At 68.3% G+C, this 12,491-nt stretch carries 13 protein-coding genes; 6 read left to right on the top strand and 7 right to left on the bottom strand.

Translation table 11 applies throughout. From position 1 onward, the window contains the following. The first annotated feature begins 57 nt into the window (after positions 1–57). Positions 58–1,323 (top strand): FIST signal transduction protein, encoded by a 1,266-nt coding sequence (locus AC4BAR_RS11555; protein ID WP_490628015.1) that lies wholly within the window; start codon positions 58–60, stop codon positions 1,321–1,323. A 156-nt stretch (positions 1,324–1,479) separates the two neighbouring features. Here the strand turns inward: AC4BAR_RS11555 and AC4BAR_RS11550 are convergent, their stop codons facing one another. Next, a complete protein-coding gene (locus AC4BAR_RS11550; protein ID WP_490628014.1) occupies positions 1,480–2,211 on the bottom strand; it encodes a helix-turn-helix domain-containing protein in 732 nt (243 codons plus the stop codon). A 134-nt stretch (positions 2,212–2,345) separates the two neighbouring features. On the opposite strand from AC4BAR_RS11550, the gene AC4BAR_RS11545 reads away from it, so the two are divergent. The 5 genes from AC4BAR_RS11545 to AC4BAR_RS11525 all read left to right on the top strand — a co-directional run bounded on the left by AC4BAR_RS11545 (position 2,346) and on the right by AC4BAR_RS11525 (position 6,576). After that, positions 2,346–4,277: an MFS transporter gene (locus AC4BAR_RS11545; protein WP_490628013.1), complete on the top strand. Its 1,932-nt coding sequence runs from the start codon at positions 2,346–2,348 to the stop codon at positions 4,275–4,277. A 30-nt stretch (positions 4,278–4,307) separates the two neighbouring features. Further along, the gene (locus tag AC4BAR_RS11540) at positions 4,308–4,628 is read left to right on the top strand and encodes a DUF805 domain-containing protein (RefSeq protein ID WP_490628012.1); all 321 of its coding nucleotides are present in this window, start codon (positions 4,308–4,310) and stop codon (positions 4,626–4,628) included. A gap of 148 nt (positions 4,629–4,776) precedes the next feature. Further along, positions 4,777–5,244 carry a YiaA/YiaB family inner membrane protein gene (locus AC4BAR_RS11535; protein ID WP_490628011.1) on the top strand — a complete coding sequence of 156 codons (468 nt, stop codon included), beginning with the start codon at positions 4,777–4,779 and terminating at the stop codon, positions 5,242–5,244. A 26-nt stretch (positions 5,245–5,270) separates the two neighbouring features. Continuing rightward, complete coding sequence (locus AC4BAR_RS11530; protein ID WP_490628010.1) at positions 5,271–5,729, top strand: hypothetical protein; 459 nt, start codon at positions 5,271–5,273, stop codon at positions 5,727–5,729. A gap of 10 nt (positions 5,730–5,739) precedes the next feature. After that, positions 5,740–6,576, top strand: coding sequence for a DUF2145 domain-containing protein (locus AC4BAR_RS11525; RefSeq protein ID WP_490628009.1), 837 nt, complete (start codon positions 5,740–5,742; stop codon positions 6,574–6,576). Positions 6,577–6,658: 82 nt separating this feature from the next. Here AC4BAR_RS11525 and AC4BAR_RS11520 read toward each other — a convergent pair whose 3' ends face one another. The 6 genes from AC4BAR_RS11520 to queA form a co-directional block, all read right to left on the bottom strand. Further along, entirely contained in the window at positions 6,659–8,911 is a 2,253-nt protein-coding gene (locus AC4BAR_RS11520) for a hypothetical protein (RefSeq protein ID WP_490628008.1), read from the bottom strand. A 445-nt stretch (positions 8,912–9,356) separates the two neighbouring features. Then, positions 9,357–9,524, bottom strand: a complete 168-nt coding sequence (locus tag AC4BAR_RS11515) for a hypothetical protein (RefSeq protein ID WP_490628007.1) — start codon at positions 9,522–9,524, stop codon at positions 9,357–9,359. 79 nt (positions 9,525–9,603) lie between these two features. After that, positions 9,604–9,837, bottom strand: a complete 234-nt coding sequence (locus AC4BAR_RS11510) for a hypothetical protein (protein WP_490628006.1) — start codon at positions 9,835–9,837, stop codon at positions 9,604–9,606. Continuing rightward, positions 9,824–10,177 carry a hypothetical protein gene (locus AC4BAR_RS11505; protein WP_490628005.1) on the bottom strand — a complete coding sequence of 118 codons (354 nt, stop codon included), beginning with the start codon at positions 10,175–10,177 and terminating at the stop codon, positions 9,824–9,826. Before AC4BAR_RS11505 ends, AC4BAR_RS11510 begins: the two co-directional genes overlap by 14 nt. A 42-nt stretch (positions 10,178–10,219) precedes the next feature. Next, positions 10,220–11,404, bottom strand: a complete 1,185-nt coding sequence (tgt, locus tag AC4BAR_RS11500; RefSeq protein WP_490628004.1) for a tRNA guanosine(34) transglycosylase Tgt — start codon at positions 11,402–11,404, stop codon at positions 10,220–10,222. Continuing rightward, complete coding sequence (gene queA / locus AC4BAR_RS11495; RefSeq protein WP_490628003.1) at positions 11,391–12,464, bottom strand: tRNA preQ1(34) S-adenosylmethionine ribosyltransferase-isomerase QueA; 1,074 nt, start codon at positions 12,462–12,464, stop codon at positions 11,391–11,393. Before queA ends, tgt begins: the two co-directional genes overlap by 14 nt. Positions 12,465–12,491: the final 27 nt, after the last annotated feature.

Below are 12,491 nucleotides of genomic sequence, written 5' to 3'. Positions count from 1 at the left end.
CCTGTGGCTTTCAGGTCGGTGGTCTATGATGAAACGCCATCCACGACACCCCGCCCCGTGAAGCTTTTCCCCTACGGCCACGCGACCCACCCGCAATGGCGCATGGCCGCCGGTCTGGTGCTGGCCCAGCTGCGGGCCCTGATGGCCAGCCCCGATTACGCGCCCAACCCCACGTTGGGCCTGCTCTACATCACCGACCATTACGCCGACGAGGCCCAGGACATCCTGGACCATCTGGGTGCCGAGCTGCCCGAGGTCACCGACTGGACCGGCACCGTGGGCGTGGGCATTGCCGCCAACAACGTCGAGTACTTCGACGAGCCGGCGCTGGCGGTGATGTTGTGTGAGTTGCCCACCGACCAGTACCGTGTGTTCTCCGGCGTGGCCCCGCTGGGCCTGGGCTTCGAAGCCCACACCGCGCTGGTTCATGCCGACAGCAGCATGCCCGACGTGGCCGAGCTGGTGGCCGAGATGGCCGAGCGCACCACCACCGGCTACCTGTTCGGCGGCTTGTCGTCCAGCCGCACGCAGACGGTGCAGTTCGCGCTGGCTGGCAACGGCAACGTCAAGGGCCAGGGCGCGGCGCGCGGTGTGTTCACCGGTGGCATGTGTGGCGTGGCCTTTGGCGAAGGCGTGCGCCTGGTGTCGCGGGTTACCCAGGGCTGCCAGCCCATCACGCCGATGCGCGAAATCACCACGGTGCAGGGCAATGTGATGCTGGGCCTGGGGGCCGAACCGGCGCTGGACGTGTTGCTGAATGACCTGGACATCACGCTGGAGCAGCCCGAGGCGGCGATCGAGCGGCTGCGCGGCACCTTGGCCGGCTTGATCTCCCGCACCGACGCGGTGGGCGAGGGCTCGGTCGGCCGGGCCGGCAACTTTGGCGCTGATGTGCGGGTGCGCCACATCATCGGCCTGGACCCGGGCCGCAGGGGGGTGGCGATTGCCGAGCCGCTGGAGCCCGGCATGCGGGTGGCGTTTTGCCAGCGCAACGTGGGCGCGGCGCGGGCCGACCTGGTGCGCATCTGCGCCGAGATCCGCGAGGAACTGGAACCCGAAGACATGCCCATGGCCACCGCCGCGGCGCTGGCCCTGCCCGAGGCCGAATCGGCGCCCCATCCGGCGCGGCGCATCGCCGGCGCGCTCTACGTCAGCTGCTCCGGCCGCGGCGGCCCGCATTTCGGCGGCCCCAGCGCCGAACTGCAAATCGTCCGCCGTGCCCTTGGCGACGTGCCCCTGGTCGGCTTTTTTGCCGGAGGCGAAATCGCCCGCCACCACCTCTACGGCTACACCGGGGTGTTGACGGTGTTCACGACAGACTAGACAGACAAGCCGCTCACAAGAGTGGCCGCCTCGGTGGCAGAGCGCCACACGCAGCCGGCGAACCAAGGGCTGTTTTTCCGCCGGGCCGCCCCAAGGAAAAATGCGACCCCCTCGGGGGGCAGAGAGCCACACGCAGTGCGCGAACGTGGGGGCGATCTACCTCCGCAGCAGGCCAAACGCCTCGAACTCCCAGCGCCGCATCGCCAGCAGCAGGGTGTAACCCTCGCGGTCGGCCTCGGCCAGCTTTTGGTCGGCCAGGTGCTGCTGGGCAAAGTCCTGCGCCACCTTTTGCATGCGCTCCAGGAACGAGGGCGCCAGCGCCCGGCTCACCGCGCCGTGCACCATCAGCAGGCCCTCGCCCGGGCCGTCAAAGCCGCCGGCGTAGTAGTCCATCAGCGCGTGCTCGCGGAAGTAAGTCATCACCGGGCCGTGCGGTCGCCAGCGGAAGGTCTTGGCCAGCTTGAGCCGGTAGCGGTTCAATGGCCGCAGCTCGATGATGCCCACCCGGTCGAGCTGGGCCAGGTACTTGATGGCCTCGGCCTCGCTGAGCCGGTAGTTGCCGGTGATCTGCTCCAGCGTCCACTGGCTCAGCACACAAATGGCCACCAGCAGCAGCTTTTTGTCGGCCACCACCGCCTGCTCCTGGGCCTGGCTCATCTCGGCCAGCAGCGGCTGGCTGTCGGCCACCCGGCGAGCCAGGTCGGCAAAGTCGATGCGCAGGGCCCGGCAGATGGCGTCGATGCGCGACAGCGGCATCTCGCCCTTGGCCAGCATGCGCTTGACGCTGGACTCGGCCATGCCCAGCGCCCGCGCCAGGTCGGCATAGGTCATCTGGGCCGCTTTGAGTTCGGCCTTCAGGGCCAGAACCAGGTCGGCGGTGGTGCTCATCGTGGCTCTCCAGTATCGATACATGATACCGATGGCGTTTTGCAGATGCACCCGTACTGCGGGCGACCGAGGTGTCACCGATTCCGTGCAGAATGGCCGAACCGATTGGCACCCCTTTTGCGAAGGCCTGACGCATGCGCACCGAGTCCCCCGTCTCCCCTCCCAGCACCCCGGGCCACAGCAGCCAGTTTGCGCTGCTGGGTCAGCGCCGCTTCGGGCCCTTCTTCTGGACCCAGTTTTCCGGCGCGGCCAACGACAACCTGTTCAAGTTCGCCTTCACCGTGATGGTGACCTACCAGCTCAGCGTGGGCTGGATGCCACCGGCGCTGGCTGGGCTGGTGATTGGTGCGCTGTTCATCCTGCCGTTTCTGCTGTTCTCGGCCACCAGCGGCCAGCTGACCGACAAGTTCGACAAGACGCGGATGATCCGCTTCGTCAAGAACCTGGAGATCGCCATCATGGCGCTGGCCGCCTGGGGCTTTGTGCAGGACAACGTGTTGGTGCTGCTGGCCTGCACCTTTCTGATGGGCCTGCATTCCACGCTGTTTGGTCCGGTGAAATTTGCCTACCTGCCCCAGGTGCTGGACAGCCGCGAGCTGACCGGCGGCAACGGCATGGTGGAGATGGGCACCTTTGTGGCCATTCTGCTGGGCAACGTGGTGGGCGGCCTGCTGGTGGCGATTCCCGAAACCGGCCACCGCGACGTGGCCGTGGCCTGTGTGCTGCTGGCCCTGCTGGGCCGCACGGTGGCGCAGTTCATCCCCAGCGCCCCGGCCACCGACCCCGGCCTGAAGATCAACTGGAACCCGGTGAGCGAGACCTGGCGCAACCTGAAACTGGCGCACGGCAACATCGTGGTGTTTCGCTCGCTGCTGGGCATCAGCTGGATGTGGTTTTTTGGCGCGGTGTTCCTGAGCCAGTTCCCCAGCTTCGCCAAGGAGGTGCTGCACGGCAACGAACAGGTGGCCTCGCTGCTGCTGGTGGTGTTTTCGGTGGGCATCGGCATCGGCTCGCTGCTGTGCGAGGTGCTGGGCCGGCGCCAGGTGGAGATTGGCCTGGTGCCGCTGGGCGCCATCGGCATGAGTGTGTTCGCCATCGACCTGTACTTCGCCTGCCGCGGCCTGCCGCCGGCCGAGGCCCTCAGCGCCGCGCAGTTCATTGCCATCGCCGCCCACTGGCGGGTGATGGCGGACCTGCTGCTGCTGAGCCTGTTCGCCGGCCTGTACAGCGTGCCCATGTACGCGCTGATCCAGCTGCGCAGCGCCGCCACCCACCGGGCCCGCATCATCGCGGCCAACAACATCCTGAACGCGCTGTTCCTGATCGCCAGCTCGGTGATCGCCGGCGCGCTGCTCAAGGCCGGTTTCACCATCCCGCAGATCTTTTTGTTCACCGGCATCGCCAACGCGCTGGTGGCGACCTACATCTTCCTGCTGGTACCGGAGTACTTTCTGCGCTTCGTGGCCTGGGTGGTGTCGCACTTCGTCTACCGCTTCAAGGTGCAGGGCAGCGACCACATTCCCACCGAGGGCCCGGCGGTGCTGGTGTGCAACCACGTGAGCTTTGTCGATGCGGTGCTGCTGATGGCGGCCAGTCCGCGGCCCATCCGTTTTGTGATGGACCACCGCATCTTCGCCACGCCGGTGCTGGGCTGGATGTTCAGGCTGGGCAAGGCCATTCCGATCGCCCCGCAAAAGGAAGACCCGGCCACCTACGAGGCGGCGTTTGCGGCCGCCGCCCAGGTGCTGCGTGAAGGCGACCTGCTGGCCATCTTTCCCGAGGGCGGCATCACCAAGGACGGTGAGCTGCAGGAATTCAAAGGCGGCATCATGAAGATCCTCGAGCTGGCCCGCGCCGACGGCGTGGCGCCGCCGGTGGTGCCCATGGCGCTGACCAACCTGTGGGGCAGCTATTTCAGCCGCGTCGAAAAAGGCACGGCCATGGCCAAGCCCTTCCGCCGCGGTCTGTTCAACCGGGTCGGCCTGAACGTCGGCGCCCCGGTGGCCGCCGCCGACGTGTCGCCACAGGGCCTGCGCCAGCGTGTGGCGGCGCTGCTGGCGGCCTGAACCCAACCCATCACCCAACCGAGGAGTCCCATGACGTTTGTCGAATCCATCACCACCTGCTTTGGCAAATACGCCACCTTCAGCGGCCGGGCCAGCCGCTCCGAATACTGGTGGTGGGTGCTGTTCTGCGCGCTGGGCCAGTTGGTGTTGGGGGAGCTGAATTACAAACTCGGTGGGGTGTTTGCGCTGGCCACGCTGCTGCCCTACATCGCCGTGGCCGCCCGCCGGCTGCATGACACCAACCGCAGTGGCTGGTTCCAGCTGGTGGGCCTGATCCCGCTGATTGGCTGGCTGGTGTTGATTTACTGGTGTGTGCAAGACAGCCAGGAACCCAACCGCTTCAACCACTGAAGCGGCCCCCTCACAGCCCCGGACGGGGCTGTGAAAGTATCGCTAAAAGAGACTTGAAGTTCATATTCACTGAACTTTGCATCCATTGAGCGCCTTTTTGGGCGCCATCCCCAGACACTGCAGTCCTCTCAACCAACCCAGAGGATGTATGCAAGTTCTGATTCAACGCGACTCGTCGGCCTGGCGCCTGCAGGTGTGGCTGTCTTTCATGGCCGCCGCCGGCCTGTGTGCCGTGGGCCTGGCCTGGCTGCCGGGCCAGGACCTGGAGCGTGCCTTCATGGTGATGGGCTATGTGTTCTGCCTGTCGGCCGCCTTTGTGCTGGCCAAGTTTGTCCGTGACAACGAAAAGGCCCGAGCCACCCGCGGCGCCCGCAGCGACACCCCGCTGTTCAAGGCGGTGGTCTGGGGTGGCTTTTTCATGGCCATGGTCCTGACCGGCTGGGGCCTGTGGCAGATGGCCATCAACCCGGCCTACAAGGGTTTTCTGGGCGTCAGCTGGCTCTACCTGATCACCAGCAGCTTTACGCTGGCCAAAACCCTGCGTGACCAGCACGAGGCCGACCTGTCAGAGGCCCACGCCGCCGGCCGCCGCGCCCAGGCCGCTGAAACCCAATGAATCCCAGCTGCTTTACAGGAATTGCCATGACACACAAGTTTGCTTCTTTCTTGGTCGCTGCCGCCACCGCGTTCACCTTGGCCGGCGCCCCCTTCCATGCCCAAGCCCAGGACCAGGCTTCGGCGCTGAGTGCGGTCTCGGCCCTGCCCATCGCCTCGGTGGTGGTGGCCGGTGCCGCCGCCTCGGCCACCGTGGTTGCGGTGCCGGTGGTGTTGTCCACCGCCGGCACGGTGCTGGTGGTGCGGGCGGTGGCGTTGTCGGCCCGCGGCACCGTCTATGTGCTGGAGCGCGCCTCGGACGGCGCGCGGGCCAGTGTGGCGGTGGCGGGCCGGGCGGCCGGTGCGGCCTCGGTGGGCGTGGGCACGCTGGTCACCACCAGCGTGGTCGGTGCCGGGGTGGTGTTGTCGGTGGCCGGTGAGGCGATGGCCTTTTTGCCCAACGCCCTGGGCCGCGCGCTGCTGTACAACGAGCGCGTCACTTTTTGAAGGGGCGGCCATGCGATCTGTGTTCACCTTCACCAAGGCCTTGCTGTTGGCGCTGGCGTTGCTGGCCGGCCCGGCGGCCCAGGCTGGCCGCTCTTGCGAGGCCAAACCGCTGACCACCGAGACCCTGGTGCGTGGCCTAACGCTGGCCGAGCGCACCGCCGCCGCGCTGGACGCCAGCGGCGCCCGGGTGGTGGTGTTGGCCCGCGCCGGCCAGGACCTCAGCGCCCACGGCCTGCGTTACTCCCACCTGGGCTATGCCTACAGGCTGGCCGACGCCAGTGCGCCCGGCGGCCAGGTCTGGCGGGTGCTGCACAAGCTCAACCAATGTGGCAGCGCCAGCGCGGCGCTGTACCGGCAAGGCCTGGGCGAGTTCTTCCTGGACGACCTGTGGCGTTTCGAGGCGGCCTGGGTCGTGCCCGCGCCCGAGGTGCAAGACAGGCTGTGGGCCCTGTTGCAAGACAACCCACGGGCGGTGGCGCTGCACCAGCCGGCCTACAACCTGGTGAGCTACCCCTGGAGCCAGAAATACCAGCAGTCCAACCAGTGGGCCATCGAGACCTTGGCGCTGGCGATGGAGCCCACGGTGCTGGGGCCGGACGCCGGGCTCAACGCCAGCCGCCAGCGGGCCCAGGCCTGGCTGCAGTTCAAGGGCTACCAGCCCACGGTGCTGCGCATCGGTCCGCTGACCCGGCTGGGCGGCCGGCTCAGCGCGGCCAACGTGGCCTTCGACGACCACCCCAACGAGAAGCGCTTTGCCGACCGCATCGAGACGGTCACGGTGGACTCGGTGTTCGCCTGGCTGCTGCGTGCCGGCCTGGGCCAGGCGCCGGTGGTGGTGTCGCTTTGATTTCTCGGACCTGGAAATGGCCACGCCCTTCACGCCCCAGTGGGTGCGTGCAGGGCGTGGCCTGGGCGCCAAAGCGCGGGGGTCAGTGGCCGGTCAGGCCGCTGAGGGCCGAGCCCACCGGCGACACATGGGTGGGGTCGGCCACGCTGGAGATGCTGGGCAGTTGGCTCAGACCCAGCGAGTCGGCGGTGGTGCTGACGTTGGACAGCAGGCCGCTGCCATCGAAGGAGGCGCTGGCTTCCGGGGCCGACAGCGGTGCCGCGGCGCTGAGCAAACCTTCCATCGGGGCCAACAGGCCACCGCTCAGGGCCGTCAGGTCGCTGGTGCCCACCGTGCCAGTGCCGGTGGTGGCGCTGTCGCCCAGGATGCTCAGCAGGCTGCTGAGCAGGTCGGTGCCCGGCAGCGCCGCGGGCGAGGTGCTGGGCGAGGTGAGGATGGGCAGGCCAGACAGCAGGCCGCTGCTGACACCGTCCACCGAGCCCAGCAGGCCACCCAAGCCGCTGGTGGTTTCCAGGTTGCCGGAGCCGCTGACGGTGGTGCCGTTCAGCGCGTCGGTGACGGGGCTCAGCAGGCCACCCATGCCACCGATGTCGGCGCTGCCGAGCAGGTCGGTGACCGGCGACAGCGCGCCGCCCAGGTTGCCGGTGAAGCTGCCGCCGGCGGTGAAGCCGCCCAGGCTGCTGGTGAGGCCGCCGGCGGTGTCGGTCACCGGGGTCAGCAGGCTGGTCAACATGCTGCTGTCCAGCGACTGACCGCTGGTGGCATCGCCCAGCATGTCGGTCATGGGCTTGAACAGTCCACCGCCGCCCGACAGCAGGCCGGTGACCGGGCTCAGCAAGCCGCCGGTGTCGCCGGTGGTCAGGCCGGAGAGGGTGCCGGTGATGGGGGTCAGCGGGCTGCCCGTGCCGCCGGCGCCGGCCAAGGCGTCGGTCACCGGGGTCAGCAGGTTGCTCAGGTCCACCGGGGGGGCACTGGTGCCGCCACCGAGCAAATTGGTCACCGGGGCCAGCAGACCCCCGGCATTGGGCGCGCCGCCGAGCAGGCCGGAGATGGGTGACAGCAGGCTGCCGGCGTCCGAGCCACCGTCCAGCAGGTTGGTGACGGGCGCCAGCAGGCCGCCGCCATCGGTGCCGCCCAGCAGACCTGTCACCGGGGCCAGCAAGCCGCCCAGGTTGACGGTGCTGAGCATGTCGGCCACCGGCGTCAGCAGGCCGCTGGTGGTGCCAGCCACGGTGTTCAGCAGGCCACTGGTGAGGTCGGTCACCGGGGTCAGTGCGTTTTCCACCGCGTAGACGCCGTTGACCAGCGGCGACAGGCCCAGCGTGTTGGCGCCGCCGCTCAGTGCGTCGGTCAGGAAGTCGATCTGGGTGGTGACCGGGTGCACCAGCGAGCCGGTGGCACCCTGGCCCAGCAGGCCGTCGACCAGCGGGCTGACGCCGCTGGTGAGCGGGGCGGTGACGCTGCCCACCAGGTCGTCCACCGGGTCGAGGTTGTTGGCTTGGTTGGGGGTGAAATTGTCGCCGACCACCGGGGCCAGCGCGTCGTTCAGGGCATCGGTCACCATGGCGACCGCGTCGTCGACCGGTTTGGCGATGGTGCCCAGGTCGGCACCGGCCAGCACGCCGCCGTTGAGCGCGTTGGTGGCGTTGTCGACCGCGGTGCTGGTGGGGCTCAGCAGGCCGGCCGAGGTGCCACCGGCGGTGCCGCCGCTGGGGGTGCCGTCACCGGTGGTGCCGGAACCGGGGGGCGGCATCATGGTGGCGGTGTCGATGCCACCACCGCCACCGCCGCCTGCGAGGGCGGCCAGACCGCCAATGCCCAGCGCGGCCAGGCCGAAATCACCCAGCAGCGAACCACCGGCGGCGGCGGCTTTCTTGCGCACCGCCACCGAGGCCGCGTCGGCCAGGTCGTCCGGCTGGGCCATGAACAAATCACCCGCGCTCACGTCCACCACCACCTGCTCCACCCCGGTGGCGAGCTGCTTGACGCCGATCACGGCGTCGGTGCCGCCGGCCAGCACGCCGTTCAGCGGCGTCTTGTTGGCGCCGGGGCCAGGGAAGGTGATGTTGGCGCTGCCGTCCTTGGGCACGATGACACGGTCACCGGCCTGCAGCGCGGCATTGCCTTCCACCGACACCCGGGTCTCGCCACGGATGATCTGGGTGCCGGCGCTGGCGCCCGACAGCATGCCGACGCCGGCCGGCGCTGCGGGCGCGGCCATGGCGCTGCCGGCCGTGGCCGCGGTGGCGGGCGCGATGCTGGCCTGGGCCAGCAAGGGGGCGTCAACGCCAACCACGGCGGTGACGGGTGCAGAGGCGAGTTCGGTGGTGCTCATGGCGGGGTTCCAGACGTGAAAGTGGGTGGTGATGTCTGTACATCGGTCCCACAACGTTCCAACTGAAGGCTTTGTTAACTTCAGTACTCAGTGCTTCTGTGACTTATTTCATGGGAAGTCCGGCTGAATGAGGCCGGAAGGTCGCATTGGGCAACGGGCCACTGCCATTGGGGCCGCCCCTGTGTTTTCGCCCAGCCGCTGGTTGGCGCGGTGGCGATGGGGGGTGTTGGCGGAGCGCGTCAACCAATGGGCTACTTGGAGCCGGGTGCCCTGGCGCGGCGGCTGGCCGGGGCAGCGACCACCCGCGGGGTGGCGCAGGCGCAACCAAGCCATGGCCGGCCCAGCGGGCAGGTCAGGGGGCGCAAAAATCGGGGAAGGGGGCCAGGCCAGCGCGCGTGGCGTGGCCGTGGCGGAAACCTGCGGCCTGCGGGCCGCAGACGGGGCTTTAGCCGCCTTTGGTGGGGCGCTTGCCGGGGTTTTTCTTGCTGCGCGTGGCGGTGCCACGTTCCAGGCTGATCTTCTGGCCGCGGCCGGCGGTGCGGGTTTGGCCCGGTGCGGGGATGGGGGCCGGGGTGGCTTTGCGGTCGGCTTCGGTGCGGATTTTCTGGGGCATGGCGTGCTCTGAGGGGGTCAAAAAAGAGCCCTATTTGACCACAGCCGTCCTTGGCGAACGGCGGTGGCCGGCTGGGGCGTCAGGGAGGCGTGCCGCCGTCGAGCGCCTTGCAAGAGGGCGAACAGACGGTTTGCGACTTGCCGGCCACCTTGCGGGTGCCCATTTGCGAGCGGGCGCGGTGCTTGCCGCACAGGAAACACGACATGGTGGCGGCGCCGAACGACGAGGTGGCGCCGAACGGCGAGCCAGAGGCCTTGGACTTGTAGCGCAGGCCGTCGGCGACGACGGCGGTTTTGGTGTCAGTTCTTGCCATGAAGGGTGCCTTCTTTGGGTCGGTGCCGTGCCTTCGCCAGGGCCTGCTGGGCGGCCAGTTCGGCGGCCAGCGAGGCGTCAAGCGGCGAGCGGCACAGGCCCGCATGCTGGTAATGGAGGTTCTCGTACAGCGCAACGGCCGCGGGATGGGAGTCCAGCAAAGCTGACAACCCCTTTCCCGGTGGCGTGTGGCGCAACGCCTCAGCCAGCCGGTCCACGACCATCCGGTACTGGTCAGGATCGACCGGCACCCCGCTATTGTCGAGCTTCTCCAACATTTCTGCCAGCACATGGGTGACGGTCAGGCTGGGAATGACCGGGGTGGGGGTCGGCGTGTTCATGCCAGACAGGTGGGGACAGGGGGCCGGATTGCAAGCCCCGGCTCAGACACCGCGCGCCCGGTCGGCGTGGAACTGGCGCACAAAGGCGCCGAAACGGCCAGCGTCCAGCGCCTCGCGCACCTCGCGCATCAGGTTCAAAAAGTAGTGCAGGTTGTGGATGCTGGCCAGCATGGGGCCCAGCATCTCGCCGCAGCGGTCCAGGTGGTGCAGGTAGGCCCGACTGAAGCCGCCCTGACCGGAGGGCACTGTGTCGTCATTGGCATAGGCCGCGCCAAAGCCCTTGCAGGTGTAGCAGTTGCAGGTCTCGTCCAGCGGCCGTTCGTCGGTCTTGTGGCGGGCGTTGCGGATCTTCAGGTCGCCAAAGCGGGTGAACAAATGGCCGTTGCGGGCGTTGCGGGTGGGCATGACGCAGTCGAACATGTCGATGCCGTTGGAAACACCCTCGATCAGGTCTTCCGGCGTGCCCACGCCCATCAGGTAATGCGGCTTGTGCGCGGGCAGCTGGGGGCCGATGTGCTGCAGCACCCGGCGCATGTCTTCCTTGGGCTCGCCCACGCTCAGGCCGCCGATGGCCACGCCGGGCAGATCGAGCGCCTCCAGCCCGGCCAGCGATTCGTCGCGCAGGCCCTCGAACATGCCGCCCTGCACGATGCCGAACAGCGCGTTGGGGTTCTCCAGCCGCGCCACCTCGTCCTGGCAGCGCTTGGCCCAGCGCAGGCTGAGTTCCATCGACACCCGGGCCTCGGCCTCGGTGGTGATGTGGCCTTTGGTGTCGTAGGGCGTGCACTCGTCGAACTGCATCACGATGTCGCTGTTCAGCACGGTCTGGATCTGCATGCTGAGCTCGGGCGTGAGGAACAGCTTGTCGCCGTTGACGGGCGAAGCGAACTTGACGCCTTCTTCCGAGATCTTGCGCATCTCGCCCAGGCTCCAGACCTGGAAGCCGCCCGAGTCGGTGAGGATGGGTTTGTGCCAGTTCTCGAAGCGGTGCAGGCCGCCGAACTGACGCAGCACGTCCAGCCCCGGCCGCAGCCACAAATGGAAGGTGTTGCCCAGGATGATTTGCGCACCCATCTCGTCCAGCGAGCGCGGCATCACGCCCTTGACGGTGCCGTAGGTGCCCACCGGCATGAAGATGGGCGTTTCCACCACGCCGTGGTTCAGCGTCAGGCGGCCGCGGCGGGCATGGGTGCCGGTGTCGGTGGCGAGCAGTTCAAAGTGCAGCATGGGCGGCGTCCGAAGGGGAGGGGGTGGGGCGCTGCAGCAGCATGGCGTCACCGTAGCTGAAGAAGCGGTACTGCTGGGCGATCGCGTGGCGGTACAAGGCCATCACCGGCGCATGGCCGGCAAAAGCACTGACCAACATCATCAGCGTGGACTTGGGCAGGTGGAAGTTGGTGACCAGCAGGTCCACCACCCGGAACTCAAAGCCCGGTGTGATGAAGATGGCGGTGTCGCCGCTGGCCTGGCCGCTGCGGGCCCAGGACTCCAGTGTGCGCACCGTGGTCGTGCCCACCGCCACCACCCGGCCGCCACGGGCCCGGCAGTCGGCCAGCGCCTGCTGGGTGGCTTCGGGCACCTGGTACCACTCGCTGTGCATCACATGGTCTTGCAGCCGCTCGGTCTTCATCGGCTGGAAGGTGCCAGCGCCCACATGCAGGGTGACGCTGGCGCGCTGCACGCCGCGGGCGTCCAGCCGGGCCAGCAGGGCTTCGTCGAAATGCAGCGCGGCGGTGGGGGCGGCCACTGCGCCCGGGTGTTTGGCGAACACCGTCTGGTAGCGGCGTTCGTCCTCAGCCGAGTCGCTGTGTTCGATGTAGGGCGGCAGCGGCACATGGCCGTGACGCGCCATCAGCGCGTGCGGGTCGTCGCCGGCGTCGTTGGCCAAGGCAAAGCGGAACAGCCGGCCTTGCTCGTCGGGCCAGCGACCCAGCAGGGTGGCGCGAAAGCCGCCGTCCATGGCCAGCGTGGTGCCGGGCAGGGGCTTTTTGCTGGCCTTCATGTGGGCCACCACCTCGGGGCCGGTCAGCACCCGCTCGACCAGCAACTCCACCTTGCCACCGGTGGGCTTTTCACCGAACAGCCTGGCCTTGATGACCTGGGTGTCGTTGAACACCAGCAGGTCGCCCGGCAGCAGCAATTCAGGCAGCTCGCGGAAGATGCGGTCGATGGCGCTGGGGCCGCGGCCATCGAGCAGGCGCGAGGCGCTGCGCTCGGGCGCGGGGTGCTGCGCAATCAGCGCGGGGGGCAGGTCGAAATCGAAATCGGCAACGGTGAAGGCGGTCATGCGCTTGAGGGCCGGACAGGCCCGTTC

This window comes from Rhodoferax sp. SPJ4 (assembly GCF_058216275.1).
This window is presented reverse-complemented; position numbering and strand designations above follow the sequence as displayed.